General features: G+C 71.7%; 15 protein-coding genes. 8 read left to right on the top strand and 7 right to left on the bottom strand.

Annotated features, from left to right (window positions below; translation table 11 throughout):
- Positions 1–75: 75 nt before the first annotated feature.
- The 3 genes from HHL10_RS11625 to HHL10_RS11615 all read left to right on the top strand — a co-directional run bounded on the left by HHL10_RS11625 (position 76) and on the right by HHL10_RS11615 (position 4,934).
- Positions 76–1,086: a helix-turn-helix transcriptional regulator gene (locus tag HHL10_RS11625; protein ID WP_169160509.1), complete on the top strand. Its 1,011-nt coding sequence runs from the start codon at positions 76–78 to the stop codon at positions 1,084–1,086.
- A gap of 72 nt (positions 1,087–1,158) precedes the next feature.
- The gene (locus HHL10_RS11620) at positions 1,159–2,277 is read left to right on the top strand and encodes a metallophosphoesterase family protein (RefSeq protein WP_169160508.1); all 1,119 of its coding nucleotides are present in this window, start codon (positions 1,159–1,161) and stop codon (positions 2,275–2,277) included.
- A complete protein-coding gene (locus tag HHL10_RS11615) occupies positions 2,274–4,934 on the top strand; it encodes an AAA family ATPase (RefSeq protein ID WP_169160507.1) in 2,661 nt (886 codons plus the stop codon). The genes HHL10_RS11620 and HHL10_RS11615 overlap by 4 nt, the downstream gene beginning before the upstream one ends.
- Positions 4,935–5,316: 382 nt before the next feature.
- Here HHL10_RS11615 and HHL10_RS11610 read toward each other — a convergent pair whose 3' ends face one another.
- Complete coding sequence (locus tag HHL10_RS11610) at positions 5,317–6,840, bottom strand: CoA-acylating methylmalonate-semialdehyde dehydrogenase (RefSeq protein WP_169160506.1); 1,524 nt, start codon at positions 6,838–6,840, stop codon at positions 5,317–5,319.
- 145 nt (positions 6,841–6,985) lie between these two features.
- Between HHL10_RS11610 and HHL10_RS11605 the strand changes: the two genes are divergently transcribed.
- From HHL10_RS11605 to HHL10_RS11585, 5 genes are all read left to right on the top strand, one after another.
- On the top strand, positions 6,986–7,936 hold the full coding sequence (locus HHL10_RS11605; RefSeq protein WP_169160505.1) for a LysR family transcriptional regulator: 951 nt from the start codon (positions 6,986–6,988) through the stop codon (positions 7,934–7,936).
- 71 nt (positions 7,937–8,007) lie between these two features.
- Positions 8,008–8,868, top strand: coding sequence for a carboxylating nicotinate-nucleotide diphosphorylase (gene nadC, locus HHL10_RS11600; protein ID WP_169160504.1), 861 nt, complete (start codon positions 8,008–8,010; stop codon positions 8,866–8,868).
- A gap of 186 nt (positions 8,869–9,054) precedes the next feature.
- Complete coding sequence (locus HHL10_RS11595; RefSeq protein WP_169160503.1) at positions 9,055–9,297, top strand: FeoA family protein; 243 nt, start codon at positions 9,055–9,057, stop codon at positions 9,295–9,297.
- Positions 9,298–9,311: 14 nt separating this feature from the next.
- On the top strand, positions 9,312–11,195 hold the full coding sequence (gene feoB, locus HHL10_RS11590; protein WP_169160502.1) for a ferrous iron transporter B: 1,884 nt from the start codon (positions 9,312–9,314) through the stop codon (positions 11,193–11,195).
- Positions 11,195–11,443 carry a hypothetical protein gene (locus tag HHL10_RS11585; RefSeq protein ID WP_169160501.1) on the top strand — a complete coding sequence of 83 codons (249 nt, stop codon included), beginning with the start codon at positions 11,195–11,197 and terminating at the stop codon, positions 11,441–11,443. The genes feoB and HHL10_RS11585 overlap by 1 nt, the downstream gene beginning before the upstream one ends.
- Before the next feature lie 334 nt (positions 11,444–11,777).
- Here the strand turns inward: HHL10_RS11585 and HHL10_RS11580 are convergent, their stop codons facing one another.
- From HHL10_RS11580 to HHL10_RS11555, 6 genes are all read right to left on the bottom strand, one after another.
- Positions 11,778–12,809, bottom strand: a complete 1,032-nt coding sequence (locus HHL10_RS11580) for a TRAP transporter substrate-binding protein (protein WP_169160500.1) — start codon at positions 12,807–12,809, stop codon at positions 11,778–11,780.
- A 98-nt stretch (positions 12,810–12,907) separates the two neighbouring features.
- Positions 12,908–13,723, bottom strand: coding sequence for a shikimate dehydrogenase family protein (locus HHL10_RS11575; RefSeq protein WP_169160499.1), 816 nt, complete (start codon positions 13,721–13,723; stop codon positions 12,908–12,910).
- 11 nt (positions 13,724–13,734) lie between these two features.
- Positions 13,735–14,706, bottom strand: coding sequence for a 2-hydroxyacid dehydrogenase (locus HHL10_RS11570; protein WP_169160498.1), 972 nt, complete (start codon positions 14,704–14,706; stop codon positions 13,735–13,737).
- Entirely contained in the window at positions 14,703–15,650 is a 948-nt protein-coding gene (locus tag HHL10_RS11565; protein ID WP_169160497.1) for a sugar kinase, read from the bottom strand. The genes HHL10_RS11570 and HHL10_RS11565 overlap by 4 nt, the downstream gene beginning before the upstream one ends.
- A complete protein-coding gene (locus tag HHL10_RS11560; protein ID WP_169160496.1) occupies positions 15,647–16,411 on the bottom strand; it encodes a sugar phosphate isomerase/epimerase family protein in 765 nt (254 codons plus the stop codon). The genes HHL10_RS11565 and HHL10_RS11560 overlap by 4 nt, the downstream gene beginning before the upstream one ends.
- A 94-nt stretch (positions 16,412–16,505) precedes the next feature.
- On the bottom strand, positions 16,506–17,543 hold the full coding sequence (locus tag HHL10_RS11555; RefSeq protein WP_169160495.1) for a LacI family DNA-binding transcriptional regulator: 1,038 nt from the start codon (positions 17,541–17,543) through the stop codon (positions 16,506–16,508).
- Positions 17,544–17,655 lie beyond the last annotated feature (112 nt).

Raw genomic sequence — 17,655 nt, 5'->3', positions numbered from 1 at the left:
GCCCCCGTCCCGGCGGGAGCGGCGGTGGGGCGTTGTTACGATCGCCCGCGCCAGTGAGCCCCAGGGAGGGAGCCCGTGGACCGTACCGAACGCTTCTACAAGATCGAGATGCTCATCCGCAGCCGGGGCGGTGGCGGGAGCGTGAGCTTCGCGGAGCTGATGGCCGAGCTGGGCGTCTCGCGCGCCACGCTCAAGCGCGACCTGGAGTACCTGCGCTCGCGCATGAACGCACCCATCGTCTACGACCGCCCCAGCAACGGCTACCGTTTCGCGGCGCCGGCGGAGGCGCCCCGCAGCGCCAGCCCCGCCCATGAGCTGCCGGGGCTGTGGTTCAGCGAAGGCGAGATCCACGCGCTGCTGACCATGCACCAGCTCATCCAGGGCCTGGACGAGGGCGGCGTGCTGGCGCGCCACCTGCAGCCGCTGCTGGAGCGGCTGCACGGCATGCTGGGCACCAGCGAGAGCGAGTCGCGCGAGCTGATGCGGCGCGTGAAGATCGCCAGCCCCGCGCGGCGCCCGGTGACGCCGCGGCATTTCGAGCTCATCGGCAGCGCGCTGACGCGGCGCCAGCGCGTGCACATGAACTACTTCGTGCGCAGCCGCCAGGAGGACACCGAGCGCGTGGTCTCGCCGCAGCGCCTGGTGCACTACCGCAGCACCTGGTACCTGGACGCCTGGTGCCACCACAGCGAGCGCCTGCGCCGCTTCGCGCTGGACGCCGTGCGCCAGGTGCGGCTGCTGGAGCAGCGCGCGCGCGACGTGGGCCTGCGCACCGTGGAATCCGAGCTGGACGCGGGCTACGGCATCTTCGGCGGCGCCGGCAACGGCAAGCCGCAGTGGGCCACGCTGCGCTTCACGCCCGAGGCGGCGCAGTGGGTGCGGCACGAGCAGTGGCACCCGGCGCAGGAGGCCGTCCTGGAGCCCGACGGCGCGCTGACCCTGAAGCTGCCCTATGCCGAGGCCACCGAGCTCGTCATGGACGTGCTGCGCCATGGCGAGCAGGTGCGCGTGCTCAGGCCCGCCAGCCTGGCCGCGCTGGTGGCGCAGCGGCTCAAGGAGGCCGCCAGCCAGTATTCCGCCGCCTGATCGGACTCACCCGCCCGCGCGGCGGCCCGGCAGGCGGCTCATCCGAACCCTGAAGTCCCATTCCCGTTTCCCATGACCCGATTCCTGCACACCGCTGACTGGCAGATCGGCCGCCAGTACGGCCGCTTTGCGCCGGATGACGCCATCCCGCTGGCCGAAGCCCGTTTCCTGACCGTGGAGCGCATCGCCGCGCTGGCGCGCGAGCGCGGCGTGGACGCCGTGCTGGTGGCCGGCGACGTGTTCGATGCCCAGACCGTGTCCGAGCGCACGCTGCGCCGGCTCTTCAACGCGCTGGCCGCCTTCGCCGGTCCCTGGGTGCTCATCCCCGGCAACCACGACGCCGCGCTGGCCGAGAGCGTGTGGACGCGCGCGCGGCGTTTCAACTGCATCCCGCCCAACGTGCACCTGATCGACCGGCCCGGCGTGCAGGCCTTTCCCGACATCGGCCTGGCCGTGCTGGGCGCGCCGCTGACGCAGCGCCACACCCACAGCGACCTCACCGAGCCCTTCGACACCCTGGAGACGCCCCCGGGCCTGCTGCGCGTGGGCCTGGCGCACGGCAGCGTGCAGGGGCTGTTGGCGGAGGAGGTGGATTCGGCCAACCCCATCGCCCCGGACCGCGCCCGCCGCGCGCGGCTGGACTACCTGGCGCTGGGCGACTGGCACGGCCTGAAACAGATCGACGAGCGCACCTGGTACAGCGGCACGCCCGAGCCCGACCGTTTTAAAAGCAACGCGCCGGGGCATGTGCTCGAAGTCGAGATCACGGCGCCAGGAGCTTTGCCCATCGTCACGTCCCATGCCGTGGCCCGTTTCCGCTGGCACGAGCAGGCTGAAATGCTGTCGCTGCCCGGCGATGTGGATCGGCTGGGCGAGGCGCTGGCGGCGCTGGGCGCGCAGGACGTGCTGTCGCTGACGCTGTCGGGCCGGCTTGACCTGGCGGCGCACCAGCGGCTGCAGGCGCTGCTGGGCGAGGCCGCGGGGCGGCTGCGCAGCCTGCAGCTGGACGCCGAGGCGCTGCGGCTCGCGCCCACCGAGGAGGACGTGGAGGCACTGCGCGCCGACGGCTACCTGGGCGAGGTGCTGGGCGAGCTGCGCCGGCGCCAGGAGGGCGAGGACGAGGTGGCGCGCGAGGCACTGACGGTGCTGGCCGCGCTGCTGCGCGAGCGCCAGCAGGAGGTGAACGCATGAAGCTGCAGCGCCTGCGCATCGAGCAGTTCAAGCAGTTCCGCCAGCCGCTGGAACTGGTCAACCTGGAGCCGGGGCTCAACCTCTTCACCGGGCCCAACGAGTCGGGCAAGAGCACCATCGTGCGCGCCATCCGCGCCGCCTTCTTCGAGCGCTACCGCTCCAGCAGCGTCAAGGAGCTGCAGCCCTGGGGCGACGGCGGCGCCAGCCCCTGCGTGGAGCTGGACTTCGAGACCGGCGGCAGCCGCTACCGGCTGCACAAGCAGTTCCTGCAGCGCAAGCGCTGCCGGCTGCAGGTGGACGCCCTGGCGCTGGAGAACGACGACGCCGAGCAGCGCCTGTGCGAGCTGCTGGGTTTTCAATTGGCGCAGCGCGGCGAGAGCAAGCCGGAGCACTGGGGCATCCCGGGGCTGCTGTGGATCGAGCAGGGCGGCAGCCACCAGATCCGCGACGAAGTGCAGCACGCCACCGACCACCTGCGCACCGCGCTGCAGGGTTCCCTCGGCGAGGTCGCCAGCACCGCGGGCGACGACGTGCTCTCGCGCGTGCGCGAGCAGCGCAACGAGCTGCTGACCGAGAAGAAGGGCGAGCCGCGCGGCCCCTACCTGGACGCGCTCAGGCAGCGCGACGAGCTGCAGGCCGCGCTGCAGGACACGCAGCAGCGCCTGGCGCAGTACCGCGAGCAGGTGGACCGGCTGGGGCAGGTGCAGGCCGAGATCGCGCTGGACGAGGCCGAGCGACCCTGGGAGCCGTTTCAACGGCAGCGCCAGGAGGCGCAGCAGCAGCTGGACGCCTTGCAGCTGGCGGCCGAGCAGCTGCAGCGCCAGCGCGAGCAGCTGGCGCCGCTGGACCGCCAGATCGCGCTGCTGCAGCAGCAGATCGACGCCCACGCGCAGCAGCAGCGGGCGCTGGCCCAGCGCGAGCAGGCCCTGGGCGCGGCGCTGCAGGCGCAGGAGCTGGCGGCGCAGCGCCTGGAGCCGGCGCGCCGGCGCGCGCAGGACGCACGCCAGGCGCAGCTGGACGCGCAGGCGCTGCTGGAACGGGTGCGCGCGCAGCAGTGGCGCGCCTCGCTGCGGCGCGAACAGGACGCGGCGGCGCAGCGCGTGCGCACGCTCGATACCGCGCTGGCCGAGGCCCAGGCCCACGGCACGGAGCTGGCGCGGCTGCGCGAAGAGCTGCAGCGCCAGGCGCTGGACGCGGCGCAATTGAAGGAGCTGCGCGCGCTGGAGCAGCGCTGGCGCGAGCTGGAGCTGCGGCGCGAGGCAGCGGCCACGCAGCTGCGCTGGCATTTCAACCATGCCGGCGCCGCGCCGCGTCTGGACGGCGAGCCGCTGGAAGGCAAAGGCGGGCGCCTGCTGCTGCAGCCGGCGGTGCTGGAGCTGCCGGGATTCGGACAAGTCACCGTCACGCCCGGCGGCGCCGACCTGGAGAAGCTGGCGGCGCAGCTGGCGGACGCCATGGCCACGCTGGAGGCGCTGCGCCGGCGCCTGGGCGTCGAAACGCTCGCCGAGGCCGAGGCGCGCCACGAGCGGCAGCGGGTGCTGGCGGGCCGCATCGAGACGCTGCAGGCGCTGCTGGCGCAGCTCGCGCCGCGCGGCGTGCCGGCGCTACAGGCCGAGCGCGACGAATTGCAGGGGCGCATTGCCGCGCTGGAGGCGCAGATCGCGGCGCTGCCGGCCGCCGATGCCGACGCCAACCTGCCGCCCCTGGCGCAGGCCGAGCAGTCGCTCAAGGACGCGGCCCGGCAATGGGAGCAGGCCCAGGCGGCGGCGCAGCAGGCGCAGTCCGCGCTGGCGCAGGCCCAGGGCGCCGTGGAGCACGCGCAGCGCGAGCGCGAGGCGCTGCGCCTGGCGCTGGAGTCGGAAGAAGCGCGCCAGGCGCTGGAGCGGGCCCAGGCCGAGCGCCTGGCGCTGCTGCGCCAGCGCGAGGACCTGGAGAGCCTGCTGCGCGCCAAGCAGGCCGACATCGAGGCGGCACGGCCGGAGCTGCTCAAGCAGGACGTGCTGCGCCTGTCGCGCAGCGCCGAGGTGGCGTACCAGCAGTACCAGGAGCGCCGGCGCGAGCGCGAGGCGCTGCAGATCCGGCTGGACGAGGCCGGCGCCCAGGGGCTGGAGGACGCGCTGGCCACGCAGCGCGCCGCGCTGGAGCGCTCGCAGCGCCATTGCGGCGAACTGCAGCGCCGCGCCCAGGCGCTGGACCTGCTGCTGAACCTGCTGAACGAGAAGCGCCGGGCGCTGACGCAGCGGCTGCAGGCGCCGCTTCAAAAACACCTGAACCGCTACCTGGCGCTGCTGTTTCCGCGGGCGCGGGTCGAGCTGGACGAGACGCTGATGCCCGGGCCGCTGCGGCGCGAGGGCAACGGCTCACTCGACGGCGAGGGCGGCAGCTTCGAGCAGCTGAGCTTCGGCGCGCGCGAGCAGATGGGCCTGATCAGCCGCCTGGCCTACGCCGACCTGCTGAAGGAAGCCGGCCGGCCGACGCTGATCCTGCTCGACGACGCGCTGGTGCACAGCGACGCGGGGCGGCTGGCGGCCATGAAGCGCATCCTGTTCGACGCGGCCACCCGGCACCAGATCCTGGTTTTCAGCTGCCACCCGGAGGCTTGGCGGGACCTGGGCGTGGCGGCGCGGAGCATCGAGGCGCTGCGGCGGGGGAGCTGAAGATTGTCAATAAGCAGGTGACAGTGATGTCACTGAGCGGCCCTGAAGTGAGGAAGTCAACGCTTGGGAGGAAACGATCAACGCCGATGCCAGTACGGCTGCAGCAGCTTCGGCTGCGGCGAGCTGCTGCAAAGGCTGTGGCCCGAGGGGGAGTGAGAGGCCGGCCACCGCAAGAATCCGGAAGCCGTCAGCAAGCGTCAGGCCGCAGCCGGTGGATGCTTGACGCCGCACAAGCCGACACGCAGCGGCATCCTCCAGCATGGCGCCCCTTTGCAATGGGGCGGTGGACATGCCAGGTGGTGCGGTGGAGCAGGGAGTTTTCGCGGGGCGGTTGCCGTGGCAACCGCCTGGGCGGCGCCCAGGCCGCCGGCCCCGCGTCGCCTCACTTGGAGGTCGGCATCACGAACTCGGCGCCCTTGCCGATGCTGGCGGGCCAGCGCTGCATGATCGATTTCTGGCGCGTGTAGAAGCGCACGCCTTCCTCGCCGTAGGCGTGCATGTCGCCGAACAGGCTCTTCTTCCAGCCGCCGAAGCCCTGCCAGGCCATGGGCACGGGAATGGGCACGTTGATGCCCACCATGCCCACTTCCACGCGGCGGCCGAACTCGCGCGCCACGTGGCCGTCGCTGGTGAAGCAGGCCACGCCGTTGCCGAATTCGTGGGCGTTGACCAGCGCCACCGCCTCGGCGAAATCCTTGACCCGCACGCAGGCCAGCACGGGGCCGAAGATCTCTTCCTTGTAGATGCGCATGTCCGGCGTGACCTGGTCGAACAGCGTGCCGCCGGTGAAGAAGCCCGCCTCGTGCTCCGGCACGCTGAAGTTGCGCCCGTCAACCACCAGCGTGGCGCCTTCCTCCACGCCGGTGGCGATGTAGCCCTCGATGCGCTCCAGCGCCTGGCGCGTGACGATGGGGCCCATCTCGGCGTCGGGCTCCATGCCGTTCTTCACCTTCAGCGCCTTCGCGCGCTCGGCCAGCTTCGGGATGATCCGGTCGGCCACCTCGCCGACCAGCACCGCCACCGAGATCGCCATGCAGCGCTCGCCCGCGGAGCCGTAGGCCGCGCCGATGAGCGCGTCCACGGCCTGCTCGATGTCGGCGTCGGGCATCACCACCAGGTGGTTCTTGGCCCCGCCCAGCGCCTGCACGCGCTTGCCGTGGCGGGCGCCGGTCTCGTAGATGTACTGCGCGATGGGCGTGCTGCCCACGAAGCTCACGGCCTTGACGTCCGGGTGCTCCAGCAGCGCGTCCACCGCCGCCTTGCCGCCCTGCACGACGTTGAACACGCCGTCAGGCAAGCCCGCCTGGCGCAGCAGGTCCGCGATGAACAGCGACGCGGAAGGGTCGCGCTCGCTGGGCTTGAGGATGAACGGGTTGCCGCAGGCCAGCGCCACCGGGAACATCCAGCACGGGACCATGCAGGGGAAGTTGAAGGGCGTGATGCCGGCGACCACGCCCAGCGGCTGGCGCAGCGTCCAGTTGTCGATGCCGGTGGAGGCCTGGTCGCTGAAGTCGCCCTTGAGCAGCTGCGGGATGCCGCAGGAGAACTCCACGATCTCGATGCCGCGCGTGACCTCGCCCTGCGCGTCGCTGAACACCTTGCCGTGCTCGGCCGTGATCAGCGCCGCCAGCGTGTCGCGGTGCTCGTTCATCAGCGCCAGGAACTTGTTGAGCACGCGCGCGCGGCGCAGCGGGGGCGTGTCGGCCCAGGCCGGCGCGGCGGCCTTCGCGGCCGCCACGGCAGCCGCCACCTCGTCGGTGCCGCCCAGCAGCACCTGGCGCGCCACCGCGCCGGTGGCGGGGTTGAACACGTCCTGCGACGCGCCGCCCTCGTTCACGGCCCGGCCGTTGATCCAGTGGCCCACGGTGGCAGTGGTGACGTTCTTCAGCAGTTCGGAGGCACCCATGGCTGTGGTCTCGGTGTGTGTGTCGTTGAAGGGAATCAGCCTTCGAGTCTAGGAAGCGCCCGCCCTTGCCACAATCCCAGCTTGCTGACCACATCGTTCAGCAACTTGAACGATGGCGCCGTATCCGCAGCGCATGAAGGCATGAATGAGTGAACGACTGATCTCCCCCGTCCTGGCCGACCTGCACCTGCTCACCGTGCTGGCGGCCACGCGCAGCTACACCCAGGCCGCGCGGCGGCTGGGCATTTCCAAGGCCTCGGCCAGCATGCGCATCACCGAGCTGGAGCGCGCCGCGGGCGTGCCGCTGGTGCGGCGCAGCTCGCGCTCGGTGGCGCTGACCGAGGCCGGGCAGCAGCTGGTGGAGGACGTGGCGGACGCGTTCCTGCGCATCGAGCAGGGTTTCAACGGCGTGCGCGACGCGGTGGGCCAGCCGCGCGGGCTGGTGCGGGTGAGCGCGCCGGTGGCGCTGGGGCGGCAGGTGATCGCGCCGCTGCTCACCGGCTTTCTGGCGCAGTACCCGGACATCCGCCTGGAGCTAGAGCTCAACGACCGGCTGGTGAACCTGGCGCAGGAGGGTTTCGACCTGGCCATCCGCCACACCGAGACGCCGCCGGAGACGCACGTGGCCTGGGTGCTGTGCGAGACGCGCTCCTGGCTGGTGGCCACGGCGGCGTACCTGGAGCGGCATGGCACGCCCGCGCACCCGTCGGAGCTGGCCGGGCACCGCTGCCTGGCCTACCTGCGCGGCGGCAGCGCGCAGCGCTGGGACTTCGAGCGCACCCTGCCGCGCAAGCGCGGCGAGCGTGGCGAGCGCGTCAGCGTGCCCGTGGCCGGCCCCTTCAAGGCCAACAACAGCGAGCTGCTGCGCGAGGCGGTGCTCGGTGGCCTGGGCATCGGGCTGCTGCCGGATTTCAGTTGCGCCGCGGCGCTGCGCGCGGGCGAGCTCATCGCGCTGCTGCCCGACTGGAAGCCGGTGGGTTTCTTCGGCGAGCGCATCTATGCGTTGCGGCCCTTCGCCGCGGCGCAGGTGCCGCGCGCGGTGCAGTGCTTCGTCGATCACCTGCGCCAGCGGCTGGCCGGTGGCATGCCGGCGTGAGCCGCACACGCCGGGAAGGGTGTTCGAAGCTGCGACACTGGCGGGTTTCTCCCCGAGCCCTTGAAAAGATCATGTTCGACAGCAACGAAACCCTGGAGGCGGCGCTGGCGCGCAACGTGCGCGACGCGCTGATGGAAGACATCGGCCGGTGCGACTGGACCGCGCAGCTCGTGCCCGAGGGGCGCTGCGTGCAGGCGCAGGTGGTGGCCAAGGAGCCGGCGGTGATTGCCGGGCGGCCCTGGTTCGATGCCTGCTTCCACGCCCTGGACCCCGACGCGCGCCTGGCCTGGGCGGTGCAGGAGGGCGACCGCGTCGAGGCCGGCACGGTGCTGGTGCGCATCGAGGCCGATGCGCGCGCGCAGCTCTCGGCCGAGCGCCCGGCGCTGAACTTCCTGCAGACGCTCTGCGCCGTGGCCACCGTCACGCGCCAGTACGTGGACGCGATCCAGGGCGTCTCGCCCAACCCGCGCGGCTGCAAGGTGCTGGACACGCGCAAGACGCTGCCCGGGCTGCGCCAGGCGCAGAAGTACGCCGTGCGCGTGGGCGGCGGCACGAACCACCGCATGGCGCTGTGGGACGGCATCCTGATCAAGGAGAACCACATCGCCGCGGCCGGCGGCATCCGGCCGGCGCTGGAGGCGGCCTTCGCCCTGAACGCCGGCGTGGACGTGCAGATCGAGGTCGAGAGCCTGGACGAGCTGCAGCAGGCGCTGGATGCCGGCGCGCGCAACGTGCTGCTGGACGACTTCAGCTTCGAGGACATGGAGCGTGCCTGCGTGCTCAACGCCGGGCGCGCGGTGCTGGAGGTCTCCGGCGGCGTGGACCTGGACTCCATCCGCCGCATCGCCGCCACCGGCGTGGACCGCATCTCCAGCGGCAAGCTCACCAAGGACGTGCGCGCCATCGATTTGTCGATGCGGGTCGTGGGCTGAGCCGCGCGCCGATGCTTGCGCGCCGCCGCGCAAGCCAAAGCGCCTGCCTCAAGACGTTCACCGAGGGCGGACAGCCCTGCGCCGCGGCGCTGTCCGCGGCGGTTCATTGCCCTGGCGCAAGCCGCAAGCACGCAGGTCGGGTGATAATGAGAACAGCTCTCATTTGCGTAACTGCGCCGCGTGACCATGCTGCTCTCCGATCTGCCCAATGGTGTCAGCGCCACCGTGCAGCGCGTGCTGCCCGAAGCCCCGCCCCTGGACGCCGCAGCATTGCGCCGGCTGGGTGAGCTGGGCTTCCTGCCGGGCGAGCCGGTGCAGGTGCTGCGCCGCGGCCCGGGCGGGCGCGAGCCCATCGCGGTGACGGTGGGGCAGACCATGTTCGCGCTGCGGCTGGCCGAGGCGCGCGGCATCGAAGTCGTCCCCGACTGACCCGGAGCGCGCCGATGTCCGCCGCCGACCTGCCGTCCCCCGTCGCGCTGCCCAGCGTGGCGCTGGTGGGCAATCCCAACTGCGGCAAGACCGCGCTGTTCAACCTGCTCACCGGCGCGCGCCAGAAGGTCGCCAACTACGCCGGCGTCACCGTGGAGCGCAAGCTCGGCACCGCGAAGCTGCCCGGCGGCCACAGCGTGCAGGTGATCGACCTGCCCGGCGCCTACAGCCTGTGCCCGGCCACGCCCGACGAGGAGGTGACGCTGCAGGTGCTGCAAGGGCAGCGCGTGGGCGAGGCGGTGCCCGACTACATCGTGGCCGTGGCCGACGCCACCAACCTGCGCATGAACCTGCGCCTGGTGCTGGAGCTCAGGAGCCTGGGCCGGCCGATGATGCTGGCGCTCAACATGGCCGACGTGGCCCGCGCCCGCGGCATCCACATCGACACGCGGCGCCTGGCGGCCGAGCTGGGCTGTCCGGTGGTGGAAACCGTCGCGGTCAAGGGCAACGGCCACCAGGCGCTGGCCGAGCAGCTGGTGAAGCACCTGCGCTCGGACCCGCCCGACCCGCGGCTCAACGCACCGCACACCCTGTCGCTGCCCGACAGCGCCGCGCTGCAGCAGGAGGTGCGCCGCATCCTGGAAGCCGCGGCCCCCAGCGCGCTGCGCGTGAAACGCTTCCAGTACCGGCTCGATGCCTGGGTGATGCACCCGGTGTGGGGCCTGGCGATCCTGGCGGCGCTGCTGTTCGTGGTGTTCCAGGCCGTGTTCTCCTGGGCCAGCGTGCCCATGGACGCGATCGAGGCCGGCTTCGCGGCGCTGGGGGAGTGGACCACCGCGCACATGGCCGAGGGGCCGCTGCGCAGCCTGCTGGTGGACGGCGCCATCGCCGGCGCCGGCGGCGTGCTGGTGTTCCTGCCGCAGATCCTGATCCTGTTCTTCTTCATCCTGGTGCTGGAGGACTCGGGCTACCTGCCGCGCGCGGCCTTCCTGCTGGACAACGTGATGGGCCGCGTCGGCCTGTCCGGGCGCGCCTTCATTCCGCTGCTGTCGAGCTTCGCCTGCGCCGTGCCGGGCGTGATGGCCACGCGCACCATCACCCACTGGCGCGACCGCCTCGCCACCATCATGGTCGCGCCGCTGATGACCTGCTCGGCGCGGCTGCCGGTGTACGCGCTGCTCATCGGCGCCTTCATCCCGGAGCGCTCGGTGGGCCCCTTCAACCTCAAGGGCCTGACGCTGTTCGCGCTGTACGTGGCCGGCGTGGTGTCGGCCATGGCGGTGGCCTGGGTGTTCAAGCGCGTGTGGCACCGCAGCCGCTACCAGCCGCTGATGCTGGAGCTGCCGCCCTACCGCGTTCCGGGCCTGCGCAACCTGGGCCTGGGGCTGTGGGAGCGTGCCCGCATCTTCCTGCGCCGGGTGGGCACGATCATCTTCGCGCTGACGGTGCTGCTGTGGTTCCTCTCCAGCTTCCCGGCGCCGCCGGCCGGCTGGAGCGGCACGGCCATCGAGTACAGCTTCGCCGGCCGCCTGGGCCGGGTGCTGGAAGTGCTGTTCGCGCCGCTGGGCTTCAACTGGCAGATCTCGATCGCGCTGGTGCCGGGCCTGGCCGCGCGCGAGGTGGTGGTGAGCGCGCTGGGCACCGTCTATGCGCTCTCGGGCGAGGGCGTGGACCAGGCGCTGGCGCCGCTGATCGCGCACCAGTGGCCGCTGGCCACCTGCTTCTCGCTGCTGGCGTGGTTCGTGTTCGCGCCGCAGTGCATCTCGACGCTGGCCGCGGTCAAGCGCGAGACCAACGCCTGGCGCTATCCGATCGCCATGGCGGCCTACCTGTTCGTGCTGGCCTACCTGGCCGCGTTCGTGACCTACCGCGTGGCGGTGTTCCTGGGAGCGGGCTGATGCAGACGCTGATCGTGGCCGTGCTGGTGCTGTGGGCCAGCCTTTATGCCGCCTGGACCCTGATGCCCGCGCCCTGGCGCCGCGCGCTGCTGCGGCGGGCGCAGCACCACTTTCCGGGGCTGGCGCGCCGCGTGCCCGCGGCCGAAGGGGGCTGTGGCGGCTGCGGCGGCAGTTGCGGCCCGGGGCCGGGCAAGAAGCCGGCGGGCGTGGCCCAGCCGATCCAGTTGCACCTGCCGCGGCGGCGCTAATTGTCAACTTAGAGGCAAAAGAACCCTCCACAAGGGCTCTAAAGTGGGTTGGCTGTAAATCTGTGGTCAACAGTCCAGGCGGCGGCCGTGCCGCCCGGTGTTCTTGTTCCAGTTCTTTCTTCTTGTGAAATGGCCCGTTCGTCCTGAGGTATCGAAGGACGAATCCGTCAGGCTGGTACGGCGCCCACAAGACAGCTGGCTCGCCAAGACGTTCGCACTGAGGTATCGAGGTGCGAATCCGTGAGGCTCTCGCGGCCTGCCTCACAGCGAGGGCCGTTCACCCTTCGATACCTCAGGGCGAACGGAATACGTCACTGGCAGGAGCGAGCAGGAATCACTTGCTCGCCGCGCGCGCCTTCTCCAGCTCGGCCTGGAACTCCTTGACCAGCGGCTCGCCCACCTGCGCGGCGTACTTGGCCACCACCGGCTGCACCTTGTCGCGCATGCGCTGGAGTTCGGCCGGGGCCAGGTCGTTGATCTGCATGCCGTTCTTGATCAGCGCTTGGCGCGACTTCTCGCTCATCTCGCGCGCCACCTTGCGCTGGTAGTCGCGCGTCTCGACAGCCGCGTCCTGGATCACCTTCTTCTCGTCGGCGGAGAGGCCGTCCCAGAACTTCTTGCTCACCAGCAGCATCTGCGGGTTGTAGATGTGCCGCGTGTTGCTCATGTACTTCTGCACCTCGTAGAACTTGGAGGCCTCGGCGGTGGAGTAGGGGTTCTCCTGGCCGTCCACGGCCTTGGACTCCATGGCCGTGTACAGCTCGGGGAAGGGCATGGGCACGGCGTTGGCGCCCAGCGCGTTGAGCATGTCGATGTAGAGCGGGTTGAGGATGGTGCGGATCTTCAGCCCCTGGATGTCCTCCACCTTCTGGATCGGCCGCTTGCTGTTGGTGATGCTGCGGTAGCCCTGCTCCATGTAGGCCAGGCCCACCAGGCCCTTCTCGGGCATCTTGTCCATCAACTTCCTGCCCACCGGGCCGTCGAGCACGAAGTCGGCCTCGCGCTCGTTGGCGAAGGCGAAGGGGAAGTCCAGCAGCACGAACTCCTTGATCATGCCCACCAGCTGCGCCGGCGACATCATCGAGGCCTCCACCGTGCCGCCCTGCATCGCCGAGGCCACCTGCTGCTCCCCGCCCAGCGTCCCGCCCGGGAACACCTTGACTTTCATCTTCCCGCCGCTTTTCGCGCTCACCAGGTCGGCGAACTTCTTGGCGCCCAGCCCTTGCGGGTGGTCCAGCTGGTTGACGATGGGCAACTTGATGTTGCGGTCCTTGATGTCCGCCGCCAGCGCGGCCGTGCCGGTGCAGGCGAGGACGGCCGCAGCGACCGTGCCGATCAGCGAGCGCTTGAAGTGGTTGATGCTCATGGTTGTCTCCTGGGGTGCGGGCCGGCGCATCGCGGCCGGCACAAGGGAAAAAGAAAGCGGGATGCCTGGACAAGCGGCGGGCCAGGGTGAGGGCGGGCTCAGCCCACGCGCTCGATCTCGGCCAGCAGCGCGGCGCTCATGGCCTCCAGCGGCGCCTCGCGGCCGCCGGTGTAGAGCTCGACCTGGCCGCGGAACTGGTGCAGCAGCATGCGCGTGCCGTCCGAGGTGCGGCAGCCCAGCGCGTCGGCGTCGCGGATGAGGCGGCTGCGCACGGGAATGAAGGCCGCGTCCATCACGAACAGGTGCGGTGCGAGCTTGCCGGCGATGGGGTTCACGTCCGGCGCGCGGAAGCCCGCCGCGGTGGCGTTGACCACGCCGTCGAAGCGTTCGGCGTCGAAAGCCTCCAGCGTGCCGCCGCAGTCCAGTCCGAAATCCCGGGCCAGCGCCTCGCCGCGCGCCGCCGTGCGGTTGAACACCGTCACGCGTGCCCCGGCCTCGCGCAGCCCGTAGGCGATGGCGCGCGCCGCGCCGCCGGCGCCCAGCAGCGCGACGCGCTGGCCAGGCAGCGGGGTGATCTCCTGCAGCGCCCGCACCGCGCCGATGCAGTCGGTGTTGTAGCCGGTGAGCTTGCCGTCCACATGGTTGATGGTGTTGACGGCGCCGATGGCGCGCGCCGTCTCGTCCAGCGCATCCAGGTGCGGAATGACGGCCTGCTTGTGCGGCATCGACACGTTCATGCCGCGGATGCCCAGCGTGCGGATGGCCTGGACCGCGCCGGGCACGTCTTCCACGCCGAAGCAGACGAAGGTGTAGTCCAGGCCCAGCGCGGCATAGGCAGCGTTGTGCACCTTGACGTTGAAGCTGAAGGGCGAGCCCATGATCGAGCCGCACAGCGTCGGAATGGAACGGGGCATGGCAGCTCCTCTCAGCGGCGCCACAGGTAGGCGCTGGGCGGGTCCTCGCCGGCCAGCGCGGCCAGCAGGTTCTCGGTGGCGCGCTCGGCCATGGCGCGGCGCGTCTCGTGCGTGGCCGAGCCGATGTGCGGCAGCGGCGTCACGCGCGGGTGCGTGCGCAGCGGCGACTCCAGCGGCAGCGGCTCCTTGCCGAACACGTCCAGCGCTGCGGCGCGCAGCGTGCCCTGGTCCAGCGCCGCCAGCAGCGCGTCCTCCTGCACCAGCGCGCCGCGCGCGCCGTTGACGAAGATGGCGCCGGGCTTCATCAGGCCGAACTCGCGCGCGCCCATCAGGCCGCGCGTGGTCTCGGTGAGCGGCAGCGTCAGCGCCACGATGTCGGCCTGGCGCAGCACCTCGTCCATGGGCAGCCGCGTCACCAGCCCGGCCAGCGCCGGCACCTGCACCTCGAAGGGGTCGTGGTAGACGATCGGCATCTCGAAGCCCAGCGCCGCGCGCCGCGCCAGCGCCTGGCCGATGCGCCCGAACCCCAGGATGCCCAGCGTCTTGCCGTGCACGTCCCAGCCGAAGAGCTCCTCGCCGATGTTGCGGGTCCAGCGCCCCTCGCGCACCAGCGTGGACAGCTCCACCAGCCGGCGGCTGGCGCACAGGATCAGCGCAAAGAGGGTGTCGGCCGTGGTCTCGGTCAGCACGCCGGGCGTGTGGCACAGCCCGATGCCGCGGCGTCTCAGGTCCTCGACGTCGTAGTTGTCCACGCCCACCGAGATGCTGGAGATCACCTCCAGCGCCGGCGCGCGCTCCAGCAGCTCGGCCGTGAGCGGGAAGCTGGAGCCGATCAGCCCCTGCGCCCGCGGCAGCGCTTCCAGGAAGCGCGGCAGCTCCTCCTCGCGGCGCGGGTCGGCCACGGTCACCTCGTGGCGCGCGGCGATGCGCTCCAGCAGGTCCGGCGGCAGGGCGCGAAACACCAGTACGTTCTTGCGGCTCACAGTCCGGCCTCCTGCAGTTGGGCCCGGGTGGGCAGTCCTTCGGTGTCGCCCGTGACCTGCACGGCGCGCGCGCCGATCCAGGCGCCGCGGCGCGCGGCCTCGGCCACGGAGCGGCCTTCGAGCAGGGCACTGATCACGCCCACGGCAAAGCCGTCGCCGGCGCCCACGGTGTCCACCACTTTCGAGACCGGGAAGGCCGGGGCCTGGCCGCAGCCTTCGCGCTCGTCGTCGTAGTACGCGCCTTCCGGCCCCAGCTTCACGACCACGGTGCGCACGCCCTGTGAGCGATAGAAGCGGGCGATGCCCTGCGGGTCGCGGGTGCCGGTCAAGGTAAAACCTTCCTCGATGCCGGGCAGCACCAGCTCGCACTGCACGGCCAGCGCGTTGAGCGTGTCGCGCATCAGCGCCTGCGAGGCCCAGAGGGTGGGGCGCAGGTTGGGGTCGAAGGACAGGCGCCGGCCGGCCTCGCGCATCACCTGGATGGCGCGTCGCGTGGCCTCCAGCGTGCTGGGCGACAGGGCCGGGAACACGCCGGTGACGTGCAACTGGCGCGCGCCGCGCAGCCAGGCCTCGTCCAGGTGCCGCAGGCCCAGGCGGCTGGCGGCGGAGCCGGCGCGGTGGTACTCCACCGGCGGGTCGCTGCCGTCGTCCACGCGGCCCTTGAACTGGAAGCCGCTGCGCTCGCCGGCGGCCACTTCCACGTGCGAGCAGTCGATGCCCTCGCGCCGCATCTGGTCCAGCAGGTAGCGGCCCATGGAGTCCGCGCCCAGCCGGCTTTGCCAACCCACGCGCAGGCCCAGGCGGGCGAGGCCGATGGCGACATTGGTCTCGGCCCCGGCGGTGCGCTTGTGAAAATGCTGCACCTGCTCCAGCGGGCCGGGCTCGTCGGCCACCAGCATCAGCATGGCCTCGCCCAGGGTGACGACGTCGAGTTGGTCCTTCATCGCTGGGTCTCCAGTCGGCGCAGCAGGGCGACCTCGGCGCGCGTGACGGCCACCAGGTCGTCGCCCTGCAGCGGGTATTCGATGGCGCGTGGCACCGCAGCAGGCAGCGTGCGCAGCACGGCGCGCCAGGGCGCGGCGGACTCCATGAGCGGCACCGCCACCCACTTGGCCGGCAGGCGCTGCACGCCCTTGCAATGCACGTAGCCCACGCCGGTGCTGAAAGCCTGGGCGGCCTGCAGCGGGTCCTCGCCCTGCCAGTGCCAGTTGCCCATGTCGAAGGTCATGGGCAGGCGCAGCCCAGCGGCCTGCGCATCGGCGAAGAAGCGCCGCAGTGCGGGCAGCGTGCCGGCGCTCTCGGTCTGGTCGTTCTCGATCAACAACTCCACCCGCGTTTCCGCCAGCCGCCGCGTCAGCAGCGTCAGGCCCTCGGGGCCGGCGTAGCCGCCGATGGACATCTTCAGCCTCGGCGCGCCCAGCAGCGCGGTGTGCTGCAGCGCGCGCTCCAGCGCCTCCAGCGCCAGCGTGCCGTCCATATGCCACAGCCCTTCAGGGCTGGAATAGACCCGCGCCGCGCCGCGCGTCTGGGCCAGCGAGGCCAGCGCCGGCAGCTCGGCCGCCGGGTTCGACAGCAGCTCGCCGCGCACCTCGAAGCCGTCGGCCCCGGCCTCCAGCGCCAGCTCGGCATAGCGGCGCTGGCCGTCGCGGCGCACTTCGTCCGCGCCGAAGGCGGACAGGGAAATAAGAACGAGTGGGATCGACATGCGTGGGCAACCTTGAAACCGGTTTCTCAGAAGTTTAAGAAACCGGTTTCTGAAAGGTATGCGGACAAACCCGGAAGGGCGATGAAGCGGCGTGTCAGCCCGGCTGCGAGGACCCGCGCACCACCAGCCGCGCCGGCAGGCGGAAGCGGCGCGGCTCGCCGGGCTGGCCTTCCAGGCGCTCGACCAGGCAGCGCGCGGCCTGGCGGCCGATCTCGTCGGTCGGTTGCGCCAGGGTGGTGATGCCGGGGCCGACCAGCGGCGCCCAGTCGGTCTCGTCGAAGCTCACCAGCCCCAGCTCCAGGCCCAGCGTGAGCCCCAGGCGCCGTGCCGCGGCGGCCACGCGCAGGCCCACCGGGGCATTGACGGCCAGCACGGCCGGGCGGCGCGTGCCGGCCTCGGCCCGCAGCGCGCGCAGCGCCTGGTCCAGCGCCGCGTCGTCGTGGACGGCGCATTCCGCCGTGCGCCCGCGGCACTGGCCCGCATGCGTCTGCACGAAGGCATTGAAGGCGGCATGGCGCTCCTCGCGCGAGCTGGCGCCCTGCATCGGCTCGGTGACGAAGAGCAGGTCGTTCCAGCCCTGTTGCAGCAGGTGGTCGAGGGCCAGCGGCACGGCCTGGGCGTTGTCCAGGCCGACCAGGTCCAGCGGCGCGTCCAGCGCGCGGTCCACCAGCACGATGGGTTTGCCCCGCTCCAGCGCGTCATGCAGCACCTGCCGGTCGCGCCCCAGGGTGTGCAAGATAAAACCTTCGACCTGGTAGGAGGCCAGCGCCGCGATGGCCTCGCGCTCACGCGCCTCGTCGCCGCCGAGGTTGAAGAGCATGAGCATGTAGCCGGCCTCGCGACAGGCCTTCTCCGCGCCCTGCAGCACCGCCACCGAGAAGGGGTTGGCCACGTCGGCCACCACCAGCCCGATGAGGCGCGAACGGCCGCGCTTGAGCGCCTGCGCCATGGGGCTGGGCGCGTAGCCCAGGCGGTCGATGGCCTCCCGCACCCGCGCCGCCAGTTCCGGGCTCATCAGCGCGCCGCGCCCGTTGAGCACCCGCGACACCGTCGCCTTGGACACGCCGGCCTCGCGGGCGACGTCGTCGATGGTGAGGCGAGGGCGGGTGGTGGAGGTGGGCGGCGTGGACATGGGCGCGACTGTAGGGCCAGAGGAGGGAACCGGTTTCAGAGTCCCGGGCCGGCACTGAGGAACATCAGCGCGGCGCGAGCCCCGGACAGCAATGCGCCTCTCCGCTGCTCCC

It is taken from the genome of Azohydromonas caseinilytica (genome assembly GCF_012927045.1).
In the GTDB taxonomy this organism is placed as follows: domain Bacteria; phylum Pseudomonadota; class Gammaproteobacteria; order Burkholderiales; family Burkholderiaceae_C; genus Azohydromonas; species Azohydromonas caseinilytica.
This window is presented reverse-complemented; position numbering and strand designations above follow the sequence as displayed.

What these genes read in the sequence shown, in the direction of transcription:
- HHL10_RS11565 (WP_169160497.1), bottom strand. Translation starts at nt 15,650, where the DNA reads ATGAAGGACCAACTCGACGTCGTCACCCTGGGCGAGGCCATGCTGATG.
- nadC (WP_169160504.1), top strand. Translation starts at nt 8,008, where the DNA reads ATGTTCGACAGCAACGAAACCCTGGAGGCGGCGCTGGCGCGCAACGTG.
- HHL10_RS11555 (WP_169160495.1), bottom strand. Translation starts at nt 17,543, where the DNA reads ATGTCCACGCCGCCCACCTCCACCACCCGCCCTCGCCTCACCATCGAC.
- HHL10_RS11605 (WP_169160505.1), top strand. Translation starts at nt 6,986, where the DNA reads ATGAGTGAACGACTGATCTCCCCCGTCCTGGCCGACCTGCACCTGCTC.
- HHL10_RS11595 (WP_169160503.1), top strand. Translation starts at nt 9,055, where the DNA reads ATGCTGCTCTCCGATCTGCCCAATGGTGTCAGCGCCACCGTGCAGCGC.
- HHL10_RS11560 (WP_169160496.1), bottom strand. Translation starts at nt 16,411, where the DNA reads ATGTCGATCCCACTCGTTCTTATTTCCCTGTCCGCCTTCGGCGCGGAC.
- HHL10_RS11610 (WP_169160506.1), bottom strand. Translation starts at nt 6,840, where the DNA reads ATGGGTGCCTCCGAACTGCTGAAGAACGTCACCACTGCCACCGTGGGC.
- HHL10_RS11615 (WP_169160507.1), top strand. Translation starts at nt 2,274, where the DNA reads ATGAAGCTGCAGCGCCTGCGCATCGAGCAGTTCAAGCAGTTCCGCCAG.
- HHL10_RS11620 (WP_169160508.1), top strand. Translation starts at nt 1,159, where the DNA reads ATGACCCGATTCCTGCACACCGCTGACTGGCAGATCGGCCGCCAGTAC.
- HHL10_RS11575 (WP_169160499.1), bottom strand. Translation starts at nt 13,723, where the DNA reads ATGCCCCGTTCCATTCCGACGCTGTGCGGCTCGATCATGGGCTCGCCC.
- HHL10_RS11585 (WP_169160501.1), top strand. Translation starts at nt 11,195, where the DNA reads ATGCAGACGCTGATCGTGGCCGTGCTGGTGCTGTGGGCCAGCCTTTAT.
- feoB (WP_169160502.1), top strand. Translation starts at nt 9,312, where the DNA reads ATGTCCGCCGCCGACCTGCCGTCCCCCGTCGCGCTGCCCAGCGTGGCG.
- HHL10_RS11580 (WP_169160500.1), bottom strand. Translation starts at nt 12,809, where the DNA reads ATGAGCATCAACCACTTCAAGCGCTCGCTGATCGGCACGGTCGCTGCG.